22 protein-coding genes are annotated in these 25,254 nt (G+C 47.4%); 12 read left to right on the top strand and 10 right to left on the bottom strand.

From position 1 onward, the window contains the following. Positions 1 to 223 precede the first annotated feature (223 nt). The 6 genes from CIL02_RS01545 to CIL02_RS01520 all read left to right on the top strand — a co-directional run bounded on the left by CIL02_RS01545 (position 224) and on the right by CIL02_RS01520 (position 4,016). Entirely contained in the window at positions 224 to 1,084 is an 861-nt protein-coding gene (locus tag CIL02_RS01545; RefSeq protein WP_094398723.1) for an RNA polymerase sigma factor RpoD/SigA, read from the top strand. A 35-nt stretch (positions 1,085 to 1,119) separates the two neighbouring features. Further along, entirely contained in the window at positions 1,120 to 1,617 is a 498-nt protein-coding gene (locus tag CIL02_RS01540; RefSeq protein ID WP_206073457.1) for a hypothetical protein, read from the top strand. Positions 1,618 to 1,620: 3 nt separating this feature from the next. After that, positions 1,621 to 2,514, top strand: a complete 894-nt coding sequence (locus CIL02_RS01535) for a hypothetical protein (RefSeq protein WP_094398722.1) — start codon at positions 1,621 to 1,623, stop codon at positions 2,512 to 2,514. Then, on the top strand, positions 2,490 to 2,960 hold the full coding sequence (locus CIL02_RS01530) for a peptidase S41 (RefSeq protein WP_094398721.1): 471 nt from the start codon (positions 2,490 to 2,492) through the stop codon (positions 2,958 to 2,960). Before CIL02_RS01535 ends, CIL02_RS01530 begins: the two co-directional genes overlap by 25 nt. A gap of 67 nt (positions 2,961 to 3,027) precedes the next feature. After that, complete coding sequence (locus tag CIL02_RS01525) at positions 3,028 to 3,297, top strand: PqqD family protein (RefSeq protein ID WP_094398720.1); 270 nt, start codon at positions 3,028 to 3,030, stop codon at positions 3,295 to 3,297. 161 nt (positions 3,298 to 3,458) lie between these two features. Next, on the top strand, positions 3,459 to 4,016 hold the full coding sequence (locus CIL02_RS01520; protein ID WP_094398719.1) for an NADH peroxidase: 558 nt from the start codon (positions 3,459 to 3,461) through the stop codon (positions 4,014 to 4,016). 64 nt (positions 4,017 to 4,080) lie between these two features. Here the strand turns inward: CIL02_RS01520 and CIL02_RS01515 are convergent, their stop codons facing one another. The 10 genes from CIL02_RS01515 to CIL02_RS01470 form a co-directional block, all read right to left on the bottom strand. Beyond that, positions 4,081 to 4,338: a TIGR03905 family TSCPD domain-containing protein gene (locus CIL02_RS01515; protein WP_094398718.1), complete on the bottom strand. Its 258-nt coding sequence runs from the start codon at positions 4,336 to 4,338 to the stop codon at positions 4,081 to 4,083. A gap of 13 nt (positions 4,339 to 4,351) precedes the next feature. After that, positions 4,352 to 5,089, bottom strand: coding sequence for a YebC/PmpR family DNA-binding transcriptional regulator (locus tag CIL02_RS01510; protein ID WP_094398717.1), 738 nt, complete (start codon positions 5,087 to 5,089; stop codon positions 4,352 to 4,354). A 48-nt stretch (positions 5,090 to 5,137) separates the two neighbouring features. Further along, a complete protein-coding gene (pheT, locus tag CIL02_RS01505; RefSeq protein ID WP_094398716.1) occupies positions 5,138 to 7,600 on the bottom strand; it encodes a phenylalanine--tRNA ligase subunit beta in 2,463 nt (820 codons plus the stop codon). A gap of 111 nt (positions 7,601 to 7,711) precedes the next feature. Continuing rightward, a complete protein-coding gene (locus tag CIL02_RS01500; protein WP_094398715.1) occupies positions 7,712 to 8,296 on the bottom strand; it encodes a YigZ family protein in 585 nt (194 codons plus the stop codon). A 29-nt stretch (positions 8,297 to 8,325) separates the two neighbouring features. Next, positions 8,326 to 9,579: a DUF1015 domain-containing protein gene (locus tag CIL02_RS01495; RefSeq protein WP_094398714.1), complete on the bottom strand. Its 1,254-nt coding sequence runs from the start codon at positions 9,577 to 9,579 to the stop codon at positions 8,326 to 8,328. Positions 9,580 to 9,673: 94 nt separating this feature from the next. Then, complete coding sequence (locus CIL02_RS01490) at positions 9,674 to 10,588, bottom strand: NAD(P)-dependent oxidoreductase (RefSeq protein ID WP_094398713.1); 915 nt, start codon at positions 10,586 to 10,588, stop codon at positions 9,674 to 9,676. 19 nt (positions 10,589 to 10,607) lie between these two features. Continuing rightward, a complete protein-coding gene (gene serC, locus CIL02_RS01485; RefSeq protein WP_094398712.1) occupies positions 10,608 to 11,681 on the bottom strand; it encodes a 3-phosphoserine/phosphohydroxythreonine transaminase in 1,074 nt (357 codons plus the stop codon). Positions 11,682 to 11,903: 222 nt separating this feature from the next. Then, positions 11,904 to 13,229, bottom strand: a complete 1,326-nt coding sequence (locus CIL02_RS01480) for a DEAD/DEAH box helicase (protein ID WP_094398757.1) — start codon at positions 13,227 to 13,229, stop codon at positions 11,904 to 11,906. 5 nt (positions 13,230 to 13,234) lie between these two features. Further along, complete coding sequence (locus CIL02_RS01475; protein WP_094398711.1) at positions 13,235 to 14,425, bottom strand: lipopolysaccharide assembly protein LapB; 1,191 nt, start codon at positions 14,423 to 14,425, stop codon at positions 13,235 to 13,237. Continuing rightward, complete coding sequence (locus tag CIL02_RS01470; protein WP_141210078.1) at positions 14,422 to 15,570, bottom strand: hypothetical protein; 1,149 nt, start codon at positions 15,568 to 15,570, stop codon at positions 14,422 to 14,424. The genes CIL02_RS01475 and CIL02_RS01470 overlap by 4 nt, the downstream gene beginning before the upstream one ends. 578 nt (positions 15,571 to 16,148) lie before the next feature. On the opposite strand from CIL02_RS01470, the gene CIL02_RS01465 reads away from it, so the two are divergent. The 6 genes from CIL02_RS01465 (at position 16,149) to CIL02_RS01435 (ending at position 25,236) form a co-directional block, all read left to right on the top strand. Next, on the top strand, positions 16,149 to 18,335 hold the full coding sequence (locus CIL02_RS01465; protein ID WP_094398709.1) for a Tex family protein: 2,187 nt from the start codon (positions 16,149 to 16,151) through the stop codon (positions 18,333 to 18,335). 130 nt (positions 18,336 to 18,465) lie between these two features. Further along, positions 18,466 to 19,782: a serine--tRNA ligase gene (gene serS, locus CIL02_RS01460; protein ID WP_094398708.1), complete on the top strand. Its 1,317-nt coding sequence runs from the start codon at positions 18,466 to 18,468 to the stop codon at positions 19,780 to 19,782. A 13-nt stretch (positions 19,783 to 19,795) separates the two neighbouring features. After that, complete coding sequence (locus tag CIL02_RS01455; protein WP_094398707.1) at positions 19,796 to 22,153, top strand: bifunctional dihydroorotate dehydrogenase B NAD binding subunit/NADPH-dependent glutamate synthase; 2,358 nt, start codon at positions 19,796 to 19,798, stop codon at positions 22,151 to 22,153. Further along, positions 22,150 to 22,512, top strand: a complete 363-nt coding sequence (locus tag CIL02_RS01450; protein WP_094398706.1) for a DMT family protein — start codon at positions 22,150 to 22,152, stop codon at positions 22,510 to 22,512. The genes CIL02_RS01455 and CIL02_RS01450 overlap by 4 nt, the downstream gene beginning before the upstream one ends. Before the next feature lie 730 nt (positions 22,513 to 23,242). Further along, positions 23,243 to 24,286, top strand: coding sequence for a hypothetical protein (locus CIL02_RS01440; protein WP_094398704.1), 1,044 nt, complete (start codon positions 23,243 to 23,245; stop codon positions 24,284 to 24,286). Between the two features lie 68 nt (positions 24,287 to 24,354). Next, positions 24,355 to 25,236 (top strand): nucleoside phosphorylase, encoded by an 882-nt coding sequence (locus CIL02_RS01435; RefSeq protein ID WP_094398703.1) that lies wholly within the window; start codon positions 24,355 to 24,357, stop codon positions 25,234 to 25,236. Positions 25,237 to 25,254 lie beyond the last annotated feature (18 nt).

Here is a 25,254-nt window from a genome sequence, read left to right as displayed (position 1 = left end):
GCAGTTGATACGGCTCTGTTTTGTCTATATTTGTATTTTAAGGTGGGAATTAATAGAACCAACCTTAAGCGAAACATATCCACAGTATGGTAAAAACACGCTGCTCGTTTTTACAAAACATCTATGAAGATATTGTTTATGCAAAATGAATATAAATAATTTGGCTATATCAGAAAATAACCTTACTTTTGCATCTAATTAAAAATGATACCTTTGCAATCTAATGAGACAACTGAAAATATTGAAATCCATCACCAATCGTGAAAGCGAGTCTTTGGAAAAGTACTTGCACGATATTGGACAGGAGGAACTGATAAGTGTTGAAGAGGAAGTGGAACTTGCCCAAAGGATAAGGGGAGGCGACCAGCAGGCGCTGGAGAGGCTTACCAAGGCAAACCTACGCTTCGTTGTCTCAGTTGCAAAGCAGTATCAGAATCAGGGACTCAGCCTGGCAGACCTCATCAACGAGGGCAATGTTGGACTGATAAGAGCTGCGGAGAAATTCGACGAGACACGCGGTTTCAAATTCATATCCTATGCCGTTTGGTGGATAAGGCAGAGCATACTGCAGGCCATCTCCGAGCAGAGCAGAATTGTACGCATGCCCCTCAACCAGATAGGCTCAGCAAACAAAATCAACCGCTGGCTGAACAAGTTTGAGCAGGAAAACGAACGCAACCCCAGTCTGGATGAAATTGCTGACTGCACGAACATGCCACGCGAGAAAATAGCTGAGGCGCTATTGGCAAACTGCAAGCAGCTTTCTGTGGACTCGCCTATTGGACAGGATGACGGCAACTGCCTGCTCGACATCATGCCGGGTAACCCACAGACAAATACAGACCACGAGATGCTAATGGAGTCGCTACGCAAGGAGATTGGCAGAGTGCTGAAATGCCTTGAGGTAAGGGAACGAAACATCATCGAGGCCTGCTTCGGCATAAACCAACCGGAAATGACGCTTGAGGAAATTGGCGACAAATACGGACTCACACGGGAAAGGGTGAGACAGATTAAGGAGAAAGCACTCAGAAGGCTACGCGAAAGCACTAACAACAAACTTCTGAGATCGTTCCTTGGATAAGATTTATTAGTCAACACAATCATATAAGTAAAAAGATGAAAAGACAACTATTGGCTCTGGTCATAATGCTCGTTAGCACACTGTCGGCCAGCGCGAAACTTAACAAACAGGAGATTTACATCTATGGATTTGCCGCATCATTCAATGACTCGACAATCTATTTCGCTGACATACAGTTTATACCTGATGGGTGGATTGATACAAAACACGACTTTCTGTATGGCCGTGACACTTACTCGTACCAGTTGAGAGACTATCTGAAGACCATAGGATGTGATACCCCAACATGTGTAACAGGCTTTGCCAAGACAAGAAAGAAGGCTGAGGAAAAATATCTGAAACTCAGAAGCAAGTATCTTTCCAAAGGTACCTACAATATCAAGTACGTGAACATCTACGATTTCAGATATAAGACCGTATCACCTGACGAAAGTGAGCTGACAGAAGAACTTTCAGCTAAAAAGCTTGATAAGCAGAAAGCGAAGGGTGACAAGACCGATAGAAAAGCCGAACGAAAGGGCAAAAGACGATAAGCCATGTCCGACTACCGATCATATCTCTTCTGTGTAGCCGATCTGCCCATAAGGGTATCGTTTTCTACTAAGGACGCCAACGGCATACACCTGTTGCCATCGTTCAGTCCATTTGCTGCCTTCAGCGTAGAGGGCGAATTGTTCATAGACTTGGTGGTCGATGACTCTCTACAGCCTGTAGACAAGTCACACAGGGAAAGAATAAGGGTCTGCGATACTGGCAATGGTGATACTATCGTTGACCAGACGGATGACGGAGGATATCAGTTCATCATTAAGGACATCGACGGACAAGAGTGCTGCCTGCTCATTGCCAACAGCAATTTCTCCAAGTGCAGATGCGCCCTGAACGGCAACGAGGACCAGCGAACATTCGGACTGAACAACGCACTCATCCTTTGCTATGCCTTTGCAGGAAGCTTTCGAAACACCATTCTGGTTCATGCCTCGCTGGTGAGACAGAACGGATGGGGGTATGCCTTCATCGCAAAGAGCGGAACAGGCAAGAGCACACACGTAGGACTATGGCTCAGACATCTGCCAGGATGTGACCTTATGAACGATGACTGCCCTATAGTGAGGATTATTGATGGCACACCTTATATATATGGTGGCCCCTGGAGCGGAAAGACCCCATGCTACCGTAATGTAAAAGCACCACTTGGTGCTGTAACACGAATAGACAGGGCATCAGCCAACAGCATAGAAAAGCTCAATCCCGTAAACGCTTTTGCAAACTTGCTGCCAGCCTGCTCGTCGATGAAGTGGGATAAGCGCATTTTCGACAATATCTGCAACATAGTAACGAAAATTGTCGAGACCACAGGCATATACATCCTTCATTGCCTGCCCGACAAAGAAGCTGCCATAATATGCAACAGAGCAATATCCAAATAAGAGAGATTCAATTCTCCAATGCCGAACTGCTGCCGGAGATAGTGAAGCTTATCAATGAGGGACATACCGTGACGCTCAGACTGAAAGGCTTCTCCATGCGCCCATTCCTGGAGAACAACAGGGACAAAGCCTTGCTGACCAAGCCCAAGGACATAAAGGTCGGTATGCCTGTACTGGCACAAATCTCTCCAGGCACATACGTTCTGCATCGCATCGTTGACATCAAAGGAGATAGCATCACCCTGCTTGGAGACGGCAACCTAAATACAGAGAGTTGCTCGAGAAAAGACGTAGAGGCTCTGGCCATAGGCTTTTACCGTAAGGGAAGAAATAAGCTGGACAGCATATACTCAGCTAAATGGAAAGTATATTCCGCTCTGTGGACAAGGCTCCTGCCCATCAGACGATACCTGCTCTTCATCTACAGGCATCTGCCATTAGGCTGATGTCCGGCAACAATGACCATACAATACAAACAGGAAACAAAATTGGATAAATAATAATTGAGAAAAAATGAAAAAGAAAACCGGATTTAATCTCAGAACTATCTGCGGCGAGAGAATAATCGTTGCGGAAGGCAAGGAGAACATCGACTTCAGCAATATCATTGCCCTTAACGAAAGTGCCGCCTACTTGTGGGAGAAGGCTGCTGACAACGAGTTCACCGCTGAAGATATGACCAAGTGGCTCACTGAGGAATATGACATAGACGACGAGACGGCAAGACACGATGCCAACAGCTTAGCCACACAATGGATAGAGGCCGGAATTGTCAACCCTTAGCAGCCCCATTATTCATGAGTAACTCTACCCTATCAACAGATATTTAACATAACCGACCTAAAAAAGATTGCATATTTATTTGTCAATAACAAAAAAATGGCTAACTTTGCTATCGCAAATAGCTATTATACAACACTAACAACTAAAATTTGAGAATTATCATGAAGAAGAAATTTATCTGTACCGTTTGCGGTTACGTTCACGAGGGAACTGAGGCTCCCGAGAAGTGCCCACTTTGCAAGGCTCCAGCAAGCAAGTTCAAGGAGATGGCTGACCCAGGTGACGCTCCTACATTCGCAACTGTTCACACACTCGGCGCAGCCCGCAACGAGGGTGCTGACGAGGCTATGATTAAGGACCTTGAGGCTCACTTCAATGGTGAGTGCTGCGAGGTTGGTATGTATCTTGCCATGTCACGTCAGGCTGACCGTGAAGGTTATCCAGAGATTGCCGAGGCTTACAAGCGCTACGCTTTTGAGGAGGCTGAGCACGCCAGCAAGTTCGCAGAGCTGCTTGGTGACGTTCTGAAGGACACCAAGAGCAACCTTGAGGCCCGCATCGAGGCTGAGAAGGGTGCTTGCGAGGACAAGTTCCGCATCGCAAGAAACGCCAAGGCTGCCGGCATGGACGCTACTCACGACACCGTTCATGAGATGGCTAAAGACGAGGCACGCCACTGTGCTGGCTTCATCGGCCTCTACAACAGGTACTTCAAGTAATCATACATAAGAGTATCAAAAAAAAACAGCCCGACAAGCTCAATGCCTGTCGGGCTGTTTATTATCATATCAACTGCTCAAGTGCTCTTGCCAGCTGGTCGGGACAACTTGTTGGCTTACTTCCGCAAGTTATACCCCTTAGCCTGTTGACAACTTCCCGTGCTTCCATACCCTCTACCAGTTTGGATATTCCGCACGTGTTTCCTTGGCAGCCACCATAAAACTCTACATGCCGAATGATGTTATTATCATCAATAACAACATCAATCATCCTGCTGCACGTTCCATGAGTCTGATAAGCCAAATGCTTCTCTCCTGTCATGCCAATATTGTTTTTACTCTGCTATCTCAGCAGGTTTCATATTGGTGTAGACAGTCTGAACATCATCGAAGTCCTCAAGGCGCTCAACCATTTTCTCTATGGTCTCACGCTCCTCGTCGGTTACTTCCTTAAGGTCGTTTGGAATGTAGGTGAACTCGGCACCTGTAACCTCGAAGCCCTCAGACTCAAGATGCTTCTGTATCTCACCGAAGCTCTTCGGGTCACCATAGATTGTGATTTCTCCAGTCTCCTCGTCCTCATCGAACTCATCCTCTACTCCATAGTCTATGAGGTCAAGGATCATCTCATCCATATCAAGGCCGTCCTTCTTCTTAAATGTGAAAACACTCTTATGATCGAAGAGGAATGAAAGGCTACCTGTAGTACCAAGGTTACCGTTGAACTTATTGAAAATTGAACGTACATCGGCAACGGTACGAGTGGTGTTGTCGGTAAGAGTGTCTACAAAGACAGCTACACCATGAGGGCCATATCCCTCGTATGTAACCTCCTTGTATTCGCTCTGGTCCTTACCCATAGCGTTCTTGATAGCGCGCTCGATGTTGTCCTTCGGCATGTTCTCACGCTTTGCGTTAGCGATGATGGCACGCAATGTAGGGTTGTTTTCCGGTTCCGGACCACCAGCCTTTACTGCTATGGCAATCTGCTTGCCAATCTTGGTAAACGTACGGGCCATGTGTCCCCATCTCTTAAGCTTTGCAGCTTTACGATATTCAAATGCTCTTCCCATTGGAATAATGTGTTTAAATATTTTTATCTACAATGTTTGTCTTTCTCGTTATCTTAGCTCTGCCCCAAGCTTCGCCTTGAGGTTGGATATGAGCTTCTGCATAATAGCATCAATCTGCTTGTCGTTGAGCGTCTTCTGCTCATCCTGAAGAATGAAGTTTACGGCATAGCTCTTCTTTCCCGCAGGCAGGTTCTTGCCCTGATATACATCGAACAGCTCAACCTTCTTCAGAAGTTTCTTCTCACTCTGACGTGCTATTTCCACAATCTGCCCGAAGTTGACACTCTCGTCAATAAGCAAAGCCAAGTCTCGGCTTACAGCCGGGAACTTACTCAGCTCTACGTACTCAACCTTATTCTTGCGAATAGCCTTCATCACGTTTGTCCAGTTGATGTCAGCATAGAACACATCGGCCGAGATATCTGCCTGCTTGAGTATCTTTCTTGAGATGATGCCCAACTCGGCAAGTGTCTTTCCTGCACGTGTCCTAATAGCGATGGCCTTAGAGAAGATGTCGTTGTCGCAATTCTCGATTACAAATGCACCCTGTGCCACGCCAAGACGCGCAAATATGTTCTCAACGTATGCCTTAAGCTCGTAGAATGTAGAGTCCTCATTGGCATGTGCCCACGAGCCTTCTACACGCTTACCTGTAACCCATAGTGAGAGATGCTTCTCCTGAACGTATGCCTTGACTGGTTCCTCGGCAGTCCACTTGCCGGCATCATAATGATAGCAGTTGCCAAACTCAAAGAAACGCAAGTTGGCATTCTTTCGGTTGGCGTTGCGCATGATGCTCTCAAGACCTCCGAACAACAATGTCTGGCGCATAACGCCGAGGTCGGCGCTAAGAGGGTTCATAACCTTTACCGTAGTATCAGCAGAGAAGGTCTTGAGGTCTGTATAGTAAGCGGTCTTTGTAAGCGAGTTGTTCATTATCTCGTTGAAGCCGCAGCCGACAAGCTGTTCTCCGATAAGGTTCTCAAGCTTGTGGTTCTTGTCTTCCTCGCTGGGTATGGTGAGCGAAGACTTGAGCTGAGTAGGTATCTCAACATTGTTGTAGCCATAGATGCGGAGAATGTCCTCAACGACGTCGCACGGACGCTGAACGTCAACACGATAAGCAGGTACTACAAGATCAAGTCCCTCTGCATCCTCTTTCTCTATTCTCATCTCAAGAGTATTGACGATACTCTTTATTGTGTCTTTACCAATCTGCTTTCCTATGAGTGTGTCAACATAGGCATAGTCAAGCCTTACCTTGGCATCAGCGATAGGAGTTGGATATACATCCTTTATCTGCATGGACACCTTGCCGCCAGCAAGCTCCTTGCAGAGTATGGCAGCCTGTTTCAAGGCATAGATAGTTCCATTTGGGTCAACTCCACGCTCGAAACGGAAGCTGGAGTCCGTGCTCAGACCATGGCGGCGTGCACTCTTGCGAATCCATGTGGGATGGAAGTAGGCACTCTCAAGAACCACATTGCGTGTGGTATCATACGTGCCGCTACCCTTTCCACCAAAGATACCGGCTATACACATAGGTTCCTCAGCGTTGCAGATACTCAGGTCGTGCTCGCCAAGCTTGTGCTCCTCGCCATCAAGTGTTGTAAAGCTTGTGCCATCAGGCTGTGTACGGACAACTATCTTATGCCCTGTTACCATATCGGCATCAAAGCAATGCATTGGCTGACCGTATGCCATCATGACATAGTTCGTAATGTCTACGATATTGTTGATTGGGCGCAGACCGATTACACGCAACTTGTCCTGTAGCCATTCTGGGCTTTCCTTAACATCACAGTCTGTGATGCTGACACAGGCATAGCGCTTGCAAGCCTCTGTGTTCTCAATCTCCACGTCTATAGGCAGGTCGTTGTTGTCAACCTCAAACTTGTCACAGTCGGGGCGATGAAGACTTGTCTTATATCCATTCTGCACAAGCCAAGCATAAAGGTCGCGGGCCACGCCATAATGGCTCAGGGCATCAGCACGGTTGGCCGTTATGTCGACCTCTATTACCCAGTCGCTCTCCAAATGATAGTATTCAGCAGCAGGCATGCCAATCTGGGCATCCTCAGGAAGGACAATTATTCCAGAGTGGTCGTTACCAACCCCAATCTCGTCCTCAGCGCAAATCATGCCGAAGCTGTCAACGCCACGGAGTTTAGACTTCTTGATAGTAAACTCCTTGTCACCATCATAAAGCACGCAACCAAGGTCAGCGACAATGACTTTCTGTCCTGCTGCCACATTGGGTGCGCCACAGACAATCTGCTGAGGCTCTCCCTTGCCAAGGTCAACGGTTGTTACATGAAGGTGGTCGCTATTGGGATGAACGTCGCAAGTAAGTACCTTGCCGACAAAGAGACCCTTCAGGCCTCCCTTAACTGTTTGCACTTCTTCGAGTGCGCCTACTTCCAATCCGCATGATGTCAGTGCGTCTGCCGTTTCTTGCGGAGTAAGTTCGAAGTCTACGTACTCTTTAAGCCATTTATAGGATATATTCATTATAATGATTTGTATAAAAACTGTGCAAAATTACTAAATTCCGACAACTTATACAAATTTTGCAGACACATTTTAGGCAGGTTACAAAAAATCCTACGTAGCCCCATGTGCCTAAAAAGACAGTTTGTCAAGGCGAGAGCGTAACTCCTCTGCCAAACTGCGGCGGATGGAGAGTGTTATGGAGCATGTATTGTCAAACTGTTGGCTGATTACCCTTGGCTGCATGTCCTTGACAACTTTCATGACAGCATTCATCATTGGGTACGTAAAAGTGTACGTGATTTTCTCCTCTACAAGCCTCGTCTCCTCGACACAATGGTCCAGGCCGTCGGCAGCAGCTGTACGATAGGCAACGATAAGACCGCCTGTTCCGAGGTTTACACCGCCATAATAGCGTATGACGACAATCAGAATGTCGGTAAGCTCACGGGAATTGATTTGTCCCAGAATGGGCTTGCCGGCTGTGGCAGATGGCTCACCATCATCGTTGGCACGAAACTCCAACCGCTCGGGGCCAAGCATATAGGCATAGCAAACGTGTCGGGCATCGTAATACTCTTTTCTATAACGTGCTACAATGTCCTTTACTTCTGCCGCTGTCTCGACATGATGACAAAAGGCGAGGAACTTACTCCGTTTCTCGGTATAATATCCCTCGCCCACTATTTTTTCAGAGATTGTCTTGTAAGAGTCCATTTATAATAATTATCTTTCCTCTTATCACCTTACTCTTCCGTCAGTTTGTGAATTACAAGTCCTGACCTTAATTTCGGCTCAAACCACGTAGCTTTTGGTGGCATGATATTTCCGCTGTCGGCAATATCCATAATCTGCTGCATGGATACAGGATACAGGGCAAGCGCCATGCGCATCTCACCGCTGTCGACCCTGCGTTTCAGCTCTTCAAGTCCACGTAGCCCGCCAACAAAGTCTACCCGCTTGCTACTGCGCAAATCCTTTATGCCAAGAAGGTCGTCAAGGATAAGCCTGCTTGAGATATCTACATCAAGCACCCCAATAGGGTCGTTATCATCGTATGTGCCTTCTTTGGCAACAAGAGAGTACCAATGTCCGTCAAGATACATGGAGAACTCGTGCAAACGTTGCGGCTTGTATATATGCTCGCCCTTGTCCTCGACAACGAAACTGCGTGACAGCTTGGCCTTGAATTCAGCAGAGTCCATGCGGTTGAGGTCGGTGACAACACGGTTGTAGTCCAGAATGGTTAGCTGTGATGCCTGGAAGCATACGGCCATGAAATAGTTGTATTCCTCATCGCCACGATGGTTGGCATTCTGCTTGGCCTTTTCTGCTCCGACAAGAGCGGCGGCAGCCGACCTGTGGTGGCCGTCGGCAATATACAGGCTTGGCATCTTGGCAAACTCGGACGTAATGGTTGCTATGTCTTTGTCGTCGGATATCACCCAGAACTTATGTCCAAATCCGTCAACAGGCGCGATAAAGTCGTATTCAGGCTCGGTGGATGCATAGCGCATGATAAGTTCGTTGAGGACTTCGTTGTCAGGATATGCAAAGAATACCGGCTCTATATTGGCGTCGTTCACCCTTACGTGCTTCATCCTGTCCTCCTCCTTGTCACGGCGTGTAAGCTCATGCTTCTTGATGACACCTGTCATATAGTCGTCAACAAGTGCTCCAACAACAAGTCCGTATTGAGTCTTGCCGTTCATGGTCTGTGCATAGATATAGTATTGCTCCTTTGAGTCCTGAACGAGCCATCCGTTGTCCTGGAACTTACGGAAATTATCGGCGGCCTTCTCATATACACGTGGGTCATATTCGCTCGTTCCAACAGGAAAGTCTATCTCTGGCTTAATGATATGGTATAGACTCATCTCGTTGTCGCCTGCCTCGGCTCTCGCCTCTTCCGATGACAGAACATCATAAGGTCTTGACTCTACTCTCTCAACAAACTCTCTTGGTGGTCTTATTCCCTTAAAAGGTTTAACAGTAGCCATAGTGTTATTGTTTAGGTATAATATAATAAAAAAAAGCCCCATGAACTACAGGTATCTATATCCTTAGTTCACAGAGCTTTAATATTTAAATCTTTTAGTTAACCTTAAACTTGGTGCATCCGTCACTAAAGAAGGCATTGATTTGTCTTGCTGCAGCTATTCCTGCATTGGCATTAGCCTCGGCGGTCTGTGCACCCATCTTCTTCGGCGTGCTGAAATATCTTCCCTCAAGCTTGGCAAACTCCTCGTCAGCATCAGGTTTGATATCCGTTACGAATTTCAGGTCTGTACGCTCGGCCATAAGAGCGAGAAGCTCAGGCTCGTTCACAACCTCCTTGCGGGCTGTGTTGACGAGTATGCCACCCTTCTTCATCTTTCCTACCAAAGCGGCATTGATGCTCTGCTTAGTCTCAGGTGTTGCCGGGATATGGAGAGATACTACGTCGCAAGTCTCAAAGAGAGCATCCTGACAGTCTACGGCTTTTACTCCAGCTGCCTCGATAGCCTCTTTCGGACAGAAGGCATCGTAAGCATACACCTCCATGCCAAATCCTGCTGCTATACGCGCAACGTTGCGGCCAACATTGCCAAAGGCGAGTATACCCAGTTTCTTACCCTTAAGCTCAGTACCGGCCTTGCCGTTATAGAAATTGCGAACAGCAAATACAAGCAGGCCGAATACCAGCTCTGCCACAGCATTTGAGTTCTGGCCAGGAGTATTCTCAGCCACTACATTATGGGCAGTTGCGGTAGCAAGGTCAATATTGTCATAGCCTGCTCCTGCGCGAACAACAATTTTCAGCTGCTTTGCCGCTTCAAGTACTTCGGCATCAACCTTGTCCGAGCGAACTATCATGGCGTCAGCATCCTTTACGGCATCAAGAATCTGTTGTTTTTCTGTATATTTCTCAAGCAGAGCCAGTTCATGACCTGCTCCCTCTATTTCTTTTCTTATACCCTCAACGGCTGCTGCCGCAAAAGGCTTCTCGGTTGCAACTAATACTTTCATAAGTTATCCGTACAAAAAATTAATGTTGTGCCTCGAAATCCTTCATGGTCTCAATCAGCGCATTCACACCTTCCATAGTCATTGCGTTGTAGCAGCTTGCGCGGAAACCGCCTACTGAGCGATGTCCCTTAATACCAACCATGCCACGCTCTGTAGCGAAATCGAAGAATGGCTTCTCCAGCTCTTTATACTCATCGTTCATAACGAAGCAGATGTTCATAAGCGAGCGTGAGCCCTCTTCAACGGTTCCACGGAACAGCTTGTTACGGTCAATCTCTGCATACAAAGCCTCTGCACGTTCGTGAGCACGCTTGTCGGCAGCCTCAAGACCGCCATTGCGCTTCAGCCAACGAAGGTTTTCAAGCATGGCGTAGATAGGTACTACAGGAGGAGTATTGAACATTGACCCCTTCTCAACATGTGTGCGATAATCTATCATAGTCGGCAACTCACGTGGAGCCTTGCCAAGTTCATCGTCCTTAACAATGATGACAGTAACACCAGCCATAGAGATATTCTTCTGAGCGCCAGCATATATGGCCTTGTACTTCGACACGTCAACAGGACGGCTCATAATGTCTGATGACATGTCAGCGATAAGAGGGACATTTACATCAAGATCCTTACGTATCTCCGTTCCATATATAGTATTGTTCGTACATACGTGCAGGTAGTCTACGTCAGCTGGAACCTGAGCCTCAAAGCCCTTGGGGTAGAACGTGTAGTTTGAGTCGGCCGAGGATGCGACCTCTATCACCTCACCAAAATGCTTAGCCTCTTTCATAGCCTTCTTGGCCCATGTACCAGAGTTCACGTAAGCAGCCTTCTTCAGCAGGAAGTTTGCAGGAATCTGCATGAACTGCAATGAGGCTCCTCCACCGAGATAAATCACAGAATAGCCTTCTGGAATGTCGAGCAGTTCCTTGAAGAGAGCTACGCTTTCGTCAACAACTGGCTGGAAATCTTTTGCCCTATGACTAATCTCCATAAGAGAGAGACCAGAGCCGTTGAAATCCAAGATTTGCTTTGCCGTGTTCTCAATAACTTCACGCGGAAGTATTGAAGGACCCGCATTAAAGTTGTACTTCTTCATTTTAATGCAATTTTATTTGGTTATAAATTTACGACTGCGAATTTACGGTTTTTATTTCAATTACCCAAATATTTCTAAAAAAAATACGGTCAAGCAGGCATTTTCGTGACAATATGGATAGAGATTTGAATACGATTTGCATATAAATGTTTGGGCACATACGCTTATGCGCAAGTGCCCAAACGAATAGATGATGATAGTTTTTATAACAGAGAGTGCGTTTTATGCCTCTGGCGCTGCTATCTCGACAAGCGTCCTTAGCCCCTTTATTTTCTCTCCTCGAACTTTCTTTAGCATTTCGACTGCCTTGCTTCGGTTTACGGCCACATAACAATAATAGTCACGCACATCGATACGGCCAATATCGTCCTTGCTAAGCCCTCCTTTCTTACACAAAAATCCTACCAGGTCGCCCTTGCTTATCTTGTCCTTCTTGCCCTTACCTATATATAATGTAGTCATACGCGGGCGAGCGGGCATCCCCGTCGGAGATAGACTGTAGTTTGGGATGTCACCAGCAACATAGTCAGGTATCTTCTCTCCCGATGCAAGAATAAAGAAAGCCCTGCCATTCTTGTCCCATCTTGCCGTACGTCCTATCCTGTGAAGATATGCTTCCTTTGTCTCAGGCATGTGATAATGGATGATGTTTTCTACATCTGGTATATCAAGTCCGCGACTGCCAAGGTCGGTACTTACCAGTATGCAGGCCGAACCGTTGGCAAAGCGATAGAGCGCAGATTCACGTCCACGTTGGTCCAAGCCTCCGTGAAAAGCCGAAACAGAAAATCCTTGCTCGGAAAGATATGCCGATGCCCGCTCTACGCTCTCACGGTAGTTGAGGAATACTATTGTACTGCCGCTGCCGATACTTAGCAGCAACGAGCGCAGAGTCTCCAACTTGTCCTTCTCTGGACTGTCAACCCTGTACAGGGCTATCCGTCCGCTCACATTCTTGTTTTCTGACAGATAGTCAATTCGCCGGATGTTACCATGACCGACGAAGTGCGGTATCTCCTCAGCGTCAGTAGCAGAAAGAAGAATGCGGCGTCGGATATTTGGCAGTTTGGCCAGCAGACGAATCATCTCATCGCTAAAGCCCATTTCAAGACACTTATCAAACTCGTCGATAACAAGAATGCCGATTTGTGCAGGACTAATATTCCCCTTGTCGAGATGATCGTTCAAACGACCAGGTGTACCGAAAATCACCTGTGGGCAAACCTGACGTAATTGCCTGTGCTCGTCCATGGCAGGCCGTCCTCCATAACATGCAAGGCTTCTAATGCCTGACGACAATCCCTTCAGCACTGTGGCTGACTGTAATGCCAACTCACGACCAGGTACAACAACTACGGTCTGAAGGTCATCCGATGAGGCGTCTACAAGTTCTGTCAGAGGCAACAGGTAGGCCAGGGTTTTGCCTGTGCCTGTCGGAGAGAGAACCACAACGTCATCATTTGACGAGCATATCGTGTCAAGAGCATCCTGTTGCATTGCATTCAGCTCCTTTACTCCAATTTTGTCTAAATACTTTTTTATATCCATCATTCTTATCTTATGAGCTTGTCTATCTCGTCGAACTCCTCACCCATATTCAGGTTCAGGTATATCGTATATAGTGGCAGACTCCATTTGTCTTTCTGTTCGGGCAACTGCTTGCGTGCTTTTTCCAAATATGGTAAAGCCTTCTTGTACATATCAAGGATTTCATGCTTATGTGTGGTGCGTTTAGTACGCACATCCATAGCCACTCCCTTGTTGAAATATGCCAATCCGGCATTGAGCTGAGCCTGGGCAAGACTGTCATCCAGAGCTATCAGCCTGTCGCTTACCTTGATAGTCTCATCGTAACGTTCAAGATTGAGCAAAATAGTAGACTTTGCCAGTAGGAACACCTTGCTTAGGGAGTCTGACTGTAAGGCTTTATCAGCTACTGCGAGAGCCTCTGTCCACTCGTCAGCAGCACAATAGTGGTTGACAAGCTCGGAGAAGAAATAGGAATTAAGTGGATAACGCGAGAAGCCTTCCATCAATGCTTTCCTGTATCGGGTAGTGTCACCCTCAAGCTGGTATGTAGTGGCCAGGTATTGAAGCATGGGCTCGATGTGCCTCTTGTCCTTCAAAGCCAGATAGGTGTGGTGGAGGGTCTTGCGCGCATCCGCAAGCCTATACCCACAATACACAGCCCAATAGGCAGCCTGTGGCATGACCGTATCCTTCTCCGAATAAGCATAGTTCCTAAACATCGGACGGTTGGCACAATCTATATAGGTATCGAGATAGTTGTAAGCCTCATCATACTTCTGCTTACCTATAAGGAAGAGTGCTCCGTTATAGAGATTTGGTCTAAGCGTATTGAGCAGGTCAGCATGTTTCTTGCGATATTCAGGCTTTGACTTTCCTGTCTTGTCAGGTGCGGCATCTATCGAGTCGAAACGCTCCATCGCCAAAAACAACCTATGGGCTATATTCACAAGCGAGGCTGTATCGTATTGTTGCTTGAGATACAGTTTCTCATTTCCTTGCTCGTATTGTTTGCGTATGGCATCAAACAGGTAAAGCCAAATCTTCTTATTGCCGAGGTTGGCCGAATCCTTTAGCAGATTCTTCATAGACTGTTCCGTCTGCGGCAGGTTCCGGTTGCCTTTCAGGTTGTCCCGTGCCTGTGAGAGTTCTTTTTTCTGGGCTTGGCCTGCCATGGCAATCATAAGCAACGTCATCCCGAATATGAGTCTTTTCATCTTTTTCTTCTTTTTACTTTGCTTCCCCTTCTTGTACTTGTTTTGCCGCGTGACTTGGAAGCTTTGTTCACGCTATTGTTTTTCTTTGCCTCTGCCATGAGGGTTTTCTCTTCGTGAGACTCTAAGGCGGCCTTGACCTTGGCAAGCGGCTCACGCCAGTCTACCGTATAGCAGTTTGGATCAAGCATCGACGACTTTTCCAAATATAGCATTCCGTTTCTTGCGTCGTCTGCATTTTTACCTTCCTGGGCAAGTGCGCAATAGCATATTCCAATATTAAAAATGGCTTCGACGAATGTTGTGTCGATGGTCGATGCCATTCTGTAAGCTGTTATGGCATCCTTCCATTTGCGCTCACGCATTTCGCTCTCTCCTTTCAAGGCCCATGCGAACTTGTTTGTAGTGTCTTTTTTTATCTCGTCGTTTGCAAAGAGTCCCATCTCGTGCTCGTGTCCCGGACTGGCGAAATACTCCATAAGCATCTTAAAGTAGGTCTGGTTCTGCGGAGCCATGTCATGTAGCTCAAGTAAGGCTACAAGATATCTTGTAGAGTCAGCCTCCGTAATGGCGGTCTGCTTCATACACAACACTTTTATCTCGGCGGCCTCCTTGGCATAGAAGTTATCCTTCAAAGCCTCGTCAGCATAGCGGTCGGCATCACGATAGTTGCCATCTCCATATGCGAGCAGGGCCGCATAATAGGCCACTTTCCCTTTCTCTGCATCGGGTTGCGAGGCGAACATGCTGTTTATGGACACGTCCATGTACAGAGTGAAGAATTCGAGCGCAAGACTGTTGTTGCTATTTGAATAATGGTACATTCCACCTTCCAGCAAGACTGGTCTTAGGTCGAGTATGCGCTTGCAGTTTTCTTTGCGTAACCTTGGTTCGACACGCCCCTTACGGTCAGGCTTGCAATCATAATAGTCGCAAAGCAGCGATGTCTTGATAATATCAGATACGAGCTGGAAATATGTCACAGAATCACTTTTCTCGGACAGTTGTTCGAGAAGCATGGTTGCCTGCTTGGACAACACACGTGCCTTTTTGCGGTTACTGATGTCCTTAGCTCCACATTCCGGTAACAATTCGGCTGAGAATAACAGGAACATCATGACAATTAATATCTTTTCTGTTCTCATCATCTATAATTATCCTTCCCCCCCTGCTAACATTAATAACGTTCCAACCACTATACTTATTGCTAAGAACCTTTGTTATTTAACAACCATTATGATTAACATTCAATTTTGAGATCATTTTTATGGTTCATCCGACATTTCGTGTGATACCCAATAGCAGTGTGGTCTGTATTTGTCACCTTCATAGCCGATAAGATTGTAAATCTTGTCTGTGGCGTATTCATATTTGCGGTTCATGCTATATCTCGAGTGACAATATATTGTTGCGTGGTCAATGCATATATATATCATAGCCGATAAGATTAATAACCTTAGTGGCTTAAGGTTATTAACCTTTCAGCCGTAAGGTTATTAACCTTATCAAGGATGCAAACGTATTCATGTCCTATGGCAAACTATTTCACCCACTTCAGTTAATAATATACTTCAGGAATAATATATAATGCGTCACTCCATATTTCTCTGATGAACCTTTTTTATTTCGCACATTTCCTCAAAAGAATAACAATTTCTTTATATCTACAGACTCATAATTCGTTTTTTTTATGTACATTTGTACTCAATTTTATTAAGCATGTACAATGAATATATTCACAGACATCATAGCAAAGGAACTGCAACTCCCGTCTGCGCGCATCGCTAACACTATTCAGTTGCTTGACGAGGGGTGTACCATACCGTTCATCGCAAGATACAGAAAAGAACGCACAGGTGGCTTTACTGACGAGCAGGTAACTGAGATAAACGTCAGGTATAGGAAACTAAAGGAAATGGGCAAACGCAAGGAAACCATCATGGCAACCATTGAGGCTCAAGGGAAGTTGACCGACGAGATAAAGGGAAAGATTGAGAACTGTTGGGACGCAAACATTCTGGAAGACCTGTACCTGCCTTTCAAGCCCAAGCGTCGCACAAGGGCGCAGGCAGCCAGAGAAATAGGATTGGAACCGCTTGCAGCAGCCATAATGCTCCAGCGTGACAATGACATTGAGTCAACGGCTAAAAGACTCATAACCGGGAAAGCATTCAGGGAACAACTTCAGAAAATGAAGGTGGATGCTAATGCTTTCGGTGTTGCCGACGCTCTGAACGGAGCCAAGGATATCATAGCCGAGAACGTCAGCGAGGACGAGGAATGCCGCAATATCCTGCGCAACTCCTTCAAGCGTGAGGCTATGATAACATCCAAGGTGATAAAGAGCAAGGCCGAAACCGACGAGGCACAAAAGTACAGCGACTACTTCAACTTCAGCGAGCCTCTGGCAAGATGCAGCGGCAACAGACTATTGGCGATGAGGCGTGGTGAGGCTGACGGCATACTGAATGTTCACATAAGTATTGTCGGCGACTATGCTCTGGAGCGCATTCGCAGACGCTACATACATGGCCGAGGGCAATGTTCACAGCTTGTGGGAGAGGCTATTGACGACTCTTACAAGCGCCTGCTCACACCAAGCATGGAGAATGAGTTTGCTGGGACAAGCCGGGAGAGGGCTGAGGCAGAAGCCATAGAAGTGTTCGCTCGAAACCTCAGGCAGCTGCTCCTTGATGCGCCGCTCGGACAGAAACGCGTGATGGGAGTAGACCCAGGCATCAGGACTGGATGCAAGGTGGTTATGCTCGATGAGCAGGGAAACCTGCTGTATCACGATGTAATATATACCTTCCCACCCAAGGGCGACAGCCTGAAAGCAGCATCAGCGTTCGCCACTCTGGCAAGGAAATACAGCATTGAAGCTGTGGCTGTCGGCAACGGTACGGCAAGCAGGGAGACTACGGACATTCTCAAACGTGCCATGACAGACATAACAAGTGGTCAAAAACCACACGTCTACGTTGTTAGCGAGGATGGCGCATCTGTATACTCTGCATCGAAGAATGCAAGGGACGAGTTCCCAAACGAGGATGTGACAGTAAGAGGGGCTGTGTCGATTGCCAGAAGACTTATGGACCCGCTGGCAGAACTGGTAAAGATAGACCCAAAAAGCATAGGAGTAGGACAATATCAGCATGACGTAGATCAGGCACAGCTGAAGCGAAGCCTCGACATGACTGTTGAGAGCTGCGTGAACTTGGTTGGTGTAAACCCTAACACGGCAAGCCAGCAGTTGCTTACATACGTGAGCGGACTGGGGCCTGTGCTGGCAAGGAACATTGTGGAATACCGCAAGGCCAACGGCAACTTCACTTCCAGAGCCCAACTGAAGAAGGTACCCCGACTCGGTCCGAACACATATACCCAATGTGCGGGCTTCCTGCGCATACCCAACGCACGCAACCTACTAGACAACACGGCTGTTCACCCCGAGCGGTACGACACGGTAAAGACCATGGCTGCCGACTGCGGTTGTACAGTGGCCGAGCTTGTCAACGACAAATCAAGGCTAAAGAGCATTGACCTGAAAAAATACGTAACTGCCGATATGGGACTGCCAACCCTGAACGATATCATAAACGAGTTGGAGAAACCAGGACGCGATCCGAGAGGTCAGGTGGAGATATTCGATTTCGACAGCAACGTCCATACTGTTGATGACGTAAGGTCAGGCATGCTCCTGCCCGGTATCGTCACCAACCTTACAAAATTCGGGGCATTCGTAGACATTGGCGTTCATCAGGACGGGTTGATACATATATCACAAATGGCAAACAGGTATATAAGCGACCCCTCGGAGGTACTAAGGCTGCATCAGCACGTAATGGTAAGCGTTCTGGAAGTAGACACAAGGCGACACAGAATTAGCCTGAAGCTGGAGCGGACTTTATAAAGCAAATCTTTCATGCAACTCCTGCAAGAAGGACAAAATATAGCAATAATTTTGCCGTTTCAGATAGATTTTGTATTTTTGCAAGCAAAATATGAAAGAAGAACAGAAATAAATCAATATAACACTAATTATGCTTACACTTAAACTCATCAGTGAGGAAACTGAACGCGTAATCAAAGGCTTGGAGAAAAAGCACTTCAAGGGTGCAAAAGAAGCCGTAGAGAAAGTTCTTGAACTCGACAAATGTCGCCGCGAGGCACAGCAGAAGTCAGACAAGGCAAAGCAGGAAAGTAAGAAGATGGCTGCCCAGATAGGACAGCTCATGAAACAGGGCAAAAAGGACGAGGCTGAGGAGATTAAGGCTCAGGTGGCTGTGCTTAAAAGCCAGGACAAAGCCATGGAGCAAGCTATGGAAGAGGCAGAGAGGCAGACAAGGGAACTGCTTTGCACTATTCCAAACATACCATACGACGAGGTGCCTGAAGGAGTGGCGGCAGAAGACAATATCGTCGTAAAGAGCAATCTCAAAGAATGCGACGGAACTGATACCGTGGGCAACTGGACTCTAAACCCCGAGAACGCTGAGGCCAAGCAGCCACATTGGGAACTGGCAAAGAAATACAATCTTATTGACTTCGACCTCGGTGTGAAAATCACAGGAGCAGGCTTCCCTGTATATATAGGTATGGGCGCGCGCCTGCAGAGAGCTCTCATCAATTTCTTCCTCGATGAGGCAAGGGCTGCCGGATATACAGAGATTATGCCACCTACAGTTGTAAATCAGGCATCAGGCTACGGCACGGGACAGCTGCCTGACAAGGAGGGACAGATGTATCATTGTGAGGTTGACGACCTGTACCTCATCCCTACTGCCGAGGTTCCCGTAACAAACATCTACCGCGACGTTATCCTCGACGAGAAAGACCTGCCCATCAAGAACTGCGCATACACACAATGTTTCCGCCGCGAGGCTGGAAGCTATGGCAAGGATGTTCGCGGACTGAACCGCCTGCATGAGTTCTCGAAGATAGAGATTGTACGCATCGACAAGCCTGAGCATTCAAAGGAGTCACACAAGGAGATGCTTGAGCACGTGGAAGGTCTGCTCAAGAAACTGGAGCTGCCCTATCGCATCCTACTGCTCTGTGGGGGCGACCAGTCGTTCACATCAGCCATCTGCTATGACTTTGAGGTTTATTCCGAGGCTCAGGGCCGCTGGCTTGAGGTATCATCCGTGAGCAATTTCGACACTTATCAGGCCAACCGCCTGAAATGCCGTTATCGCCATGCCGAGGACAAGAAGATAGAGCTTTGTCATACACTCAACGGCTCAGCTCTCGCACTGCCCCGCATCGTGGCCGCTATTATTGAGGACAACCAAACACCAGAGGGTATTCGTGTGCCAAGAGCACTCGTACCATATATGGGATGCGAGATTATTAATTGAAGATTGATTGGAAATGAACAAGATAATTGCAAAAAGACAATTCTCGGAGAAAGTATTCCTGTTCGAGGTTGAGGCACCTTTAATTGCGAAGAGCCGCAAGGCCGGAAACTTTGTAATCCTGCGCATCGGGAAGAATGGCGAGCGTATGCCGCTTACCATTGCCGACGCCGATACCGACAAGGGAACTATTACGATAGTTGTTCAGGAAGTCGGCCTGTCATCAACCAAGCTGTGCCAGCTCAATGAGGGCGACTACATTACCGATGTTGTCGGTCCGCTGGGCAACCCCACACACATCGAGAACTTCGGTACCGTTATCTGTGCCGGCGGCGGTGTGGGCGTGGCTCCCATGCTGCCTATCATCAAGGCACTCAAGCAGGCCGGCAACAGGGTGCTCTCTGTTCTGGCAGGACGGAACAAGGACCTAATCATTCTTGAGGAAGAAGTAAGAAAGCACTCCGACGAGGTTATCATCATGACCGATGATGGCTCATACGGCGAGAAGGGTGTCGTAACGGTCGGTATCGAGAAATTCATTCAGCAGGAGCCACATATCGACAAGGCTTTTGCCATCGGGCCTCCGATAATGATGAAGTTCAGCTGCCTGCTTACCCAGAAATATGGTATTCCCACCGATGTGTCGCTCAACACTATCATGGTCGACGGAACAGGAATGTGCGGTGCATGCCGACTGACTATTGGCGGAAAGACCAAGTTTGTCTGCATCGACGGACCGGAGTTCGATGGTGCACAGGTAGACTGGGACGAGATGTTCAAGCGAATGGGTACGTTCAAGGGTGTGGAGCGTGAGGAAATGGAGCATTTCCAGGAGCACGTAGATGCAGCCAACAACGTACAGTCCGCTTCAGGAAAGACTGCAACGCACGAGGATTCACCCTACGACGAATGTGAAGCCGACACTACCCTACTCACCAACCGCGATGCTGATTGGAGAAAGGAGCTCAGAACATCTATGAAGGCTTCCGAGCGCAAAGCAATTGCAAGGGTTGTCATGCCTGAGCTTGACCCAGAATACCGTGCGACAACAAGACTGGAGGAGGTCAACAAGGGACTGACTCCAGAAATGGCACTCACCGAGGCGAAGAGGTGCCTGGACTGCGGTAAGCCAACATGCGTGGAAGGATGTCCGGTGAATATCAATATCCCGTCGTTCATCAAGAACATAGAGCGAGGACATTTCCTTGACGCAGCCAAAGTGCTCAAGCAGACATCCGCCCTGCCTGCCGTGTGCGGACGAGTGTGTCCACAGGAGAAGCAATGCGAGAGCAGATGTATACACACCAAGATGGGAGAGCCTGCCGTTGCCATAGGATATCTGGAAAGATTTGCTGCCGACTATGAGCGTGAGAGCGGAAACATCTCGCTGCCGGATATTGAGCCAGCCAATGGCATAAAGATTGCAGTAGTAGGTTCCGGACCTGCGGGATTGAGCTTTGCTGGAGACATGGCAAAGAAGGGCTACGACGTATACGTATTCGAGGCTCTGCATGAGATTGGTGGTGTACTGAAATATGGCATCCCGGAATTCCGTCTGCCAAACAAGATTGTAGACGTCGAGATAGAGAACCTCAAGAAGATGGGCGTACACTTCCAGACCGACTGCATCGTAGGCAAGACCATTAGCGTACAGCAGCTGGAGGAGGAAGGCTTCAAAGGTATCTTTGTAGCTTCTGGCGCCGGTCTGCCCAACTTCATGAATATTCCTGGAGAGAACGCCATAAATATCATGTCTTCAAACGAGTATTTGACACGTGTGAACCTCATGGATGCGGCTAATCCGCTCACCGACACACCAATAAACCTCGGAAAAAAGGTTGTCGTGGTTGGTGGAGGCAACACAGCCATGGACTCTTGCCGTACAGCCAAGAGGCTTGGGGCTGATGTGACATTGGTGTACCGCCGTTCGGAGGCAGAGATGCCAGCGCGACTTGAGGAGGTGAAACACGCCAAGGAAGAGGGGATAAACTTCCTCACCCTGCACAATCCTAAGGAGTATCTTACAGACGAAAATGGTGCAGTTAAGGCTGCCGTGCTCGACGTTATGGAACTCGGCGAGGCTGATGCCAGTGGCAGACGAAGCCCTGTGGTAACAGGCCGTACTGTTACGATAGAGTGCGACCAAGTGGTGGTGGCCGTTGGCGTGTCTCCAAATCCGCTCGTGCCAAACAGCATCGAGGGACTGGAGCTGGGACGCAAGAACACCATAGCCGTAAACGAATGCATGCAGAGCTCACGTCACAATATCTTTGCAGGAGGCGACATCGTACGTGGTGGAGCTACTGTCATCCTGGCCATGGGCGACGGACGCAAGGCTGCCGAGAATATGGACAAGAAACTACGGGAAAAATGATATACACCATCCTGTTGCTCGTGCTCAGCAACATATTCATGACGCTTGCATGGTACGGGCATTTGAAACTTCAGCAAACAGGGGTCAGTTCCGACTGGCCTCTGTTTGGTGTAATTGTCTTCAGCTGGCTCATTGCTTTTCTGGAATACTGCTGTCAGGTTCCAGCAAACAGATACGGCTTCGTGGGCAATGGCGGACCATTCACGCTTGTGCAACTAAAGGTCATTCAAGAATGCATCTCTCTCATAGTCTTTGCCGTCATAGCCAACATTCTCTTCCAAGGACAATCATTACAATGGAACCATCTCGCAGCCTTCGTCTGCATTGTTGCCGCAGTTTACTTCGTATTTATAGAATAAGAGTCTGTCTTTCTTAACGGTAATCAAACACCATCCTCATATCTTTCCCTCTGAGCAAAAATTTCTGATTTTGATTAACTACTAGGGTGTACAGTTTGATGTGTAAAAATTGAATATCCTAATTCTGAACTACATGTCGGTAATTGTCGCGCTGTAAGCTCAAAAGCGTTATCACGTCTCAGTGGAAAAAACATGGGGATGGGACTCCTAAATGAAGGCAATGCTTTGCGTTGGCGGATGCAATGCTTTGCGTTGGCGGATGCAAAGCTTTGCGTGGACGATTGCAATGCTTTGCGTGGACGATTGCAATGCTTTGCGTGGACGATTGCAATGCTTTGCGTGAGAGTTGGACTGAACTGGCACAGAAAAGTCTGTCCTATTCTGGATAAGATAAAAGGGGGAAAGACTCACCCTACGGGGCACTTAGCCCCCAGGAAATTTCTACTGAACCGTTATCCCTCCTCTGTTGTTGTCTATGCTTTTGCTCTTACAGCGTGGGATTATTGAGATCCGTTAATCTAATCGCTGAGCAGTTACAAACAGGTGTGTTTCTGTTAAACTTTACAAACGACATACGTGCGTCTGAAATTATTTCTTTATCTTTGTATTTATAAATGATTAACTACAAAACCACGACATGAAAACCAGAATATTCCTTATATTGTTCGCTTTTTCGTTTTCTCTCCCGATTCATGCACAAAAGCGGAATACAAAGCAACAAAAGGCTAAGGTGGAAGAGAAAGCACATAATCCGGGACTGGAGCTGTATAAATCTATGATTTCATCAACGGCCAAGCTGCTGTTCGTCGACAGCATGGTCGTTGACAAGAACGACTTCATAAGGCATATTCCACTAAACAGAGAATCTGGACGCATAGCTATGAGGGACAGCGTGTTCTCACTTTATGAGAATGAGCTTGCCGACAGAAGATATATTGCAGATGGGGACTCTGTCAAGTCAGCCATCTACACGCAAGACTTTATTGGAGGCAACTGGACAGCACCAAAGAAGGTTATTGGCTCATCAAACAACTTCCCCAGAGTAAACTACCCATTCCTCATGGCCGATGGCGTAACCCTTTATTTCGGAGCCCAGTGCGAGGAGTCAATGGGCGGATATGACCTGTTCTTGACAACATTCGACCGCGATAACGGAACATTCTACACTCCAGAGAACATGGGCTTGCCATACAACTCTACTGCCAACGACTACATGCTCGCAATTGATGATGTCGACACGCTCGGATGGCTCGTTACAGACCGGAGACAACCAGAAGGGAAGGTTTGCATATACACATTCGTACCAACACCGTCACGCATTGGATTTGATGGCGACATGACCGACAAGGAGATTGAGCCTTACGGCAGAATACTCAAAATTTCAGACTCGTGGAAGTTCGGAAACCGCAAGGCTGCGCTAGCACGTATTGAAAACCTAAAAAAGCGCAACCAATCCCACATGACTACGGGAAACGACGTTTGCCTCATCCCAATCTCGGACAACATCGTATACACGTCTGGCAACCAGTTCAAGTCACCAAGGGCATACGAGCTTTATAAGCAGATGACCACCAAGAGGCAAAACCTGAAAAAAGGACAATACAACCTGGAAGTTATGAGAAGGGAATACCACAACTCCGACCAACAGGGAAGAAGAACACTCGCGCCACACATCACCGAGGCTGAGGCAGATATCGAGCAACAGGAACAGGAAATTGCTTATCTTGAAAAGACCATCAGAAACATTGAAATAGAACATATCAACGGCAGATAGCCAACACTATGATACTGACGAAATAGCTTGTGACCCTACCCTACAACAATAATAAAAATGTAATTGTCATGGAAAAGAAACGTTTTGCTGAATCTGAACTTATCATAAACGAAGACGGAAGCGTATTCCACCTTCACGTAAAACCAGAATATCTCGCCGACAAGATTATAGTAGTTGGCGATCCAGGACGAGTAGCTACCGTAGCAGCACATTTCGACACAAAGGAATATGAGGTGCAGAGCCGCGAGTTCCATACCGTGACGGGTACATACAAGGACAAGCGGATTACGGTTATCAGCACCGGCATTGGCTGCGACAACATCGATATAGTAATGAACGAGATTGATGCTCTGGCTAACATCGATTTCAATACCAGAACGGAGAACGACAGCCACCGAAGCTTGGAAATCGTTAGAATAGGAACATGCGGAGGACTGCAGCCGTTCACGCCTGAAGGAACATTCATCTGCTCTGAGACGTCCATAGGTTTCGATGGCCTTCTCAACTTCTATTCAGGACGAGACAGCGTCTGCGACTTGCGACTCGAAAGAGCACTCATCAGCCACCTCGGATGGACTGGCAATCAATGCCAGCCCTACCCCTACGTCATCGATGCAGACAAACAGCTCGTCGAGAGAATTGCTGCCAACGACATGGTAAAGGGAATAACCATAGCATGCGGTGGATTCTTCGGACCACAGGGCAGAGAACTTCGAATACCACTGGCAGACCCACGCCAGAACGAAAAAATTGAGAGCTTCGAGTATCAGGGCAGAAGGATAACCAACTTCGAGATGGAAAGCTCCGCTCTCGCCGGGTTGGCCAAGCTTATGGGACACAAGGCTGTAACAACATGCATGGTCATAGCAAACAGGCGGGCGGGAAAGGCCAATACAGGATATAAGAACACAATAGACAACCTCATCGAGACCGTTCTCGACAGAATATAATTTTTTTCAGAATACTTT

Origin of the sequence: Prevotella sp. P3-122 (genome assembly GCF_002251365.1) — a bacterium.
Taxonomy (GTDB): Bacteria; Bacteroidota; Bacteroidia; order Bacteroidales; family Bacteroidaceae; genus Prevotella.
The sequence above is the reverse complement of the archived record's forward strand: the minus strand, read 5'-3'. Positions and strand labels throughout refer to the sequence as shown.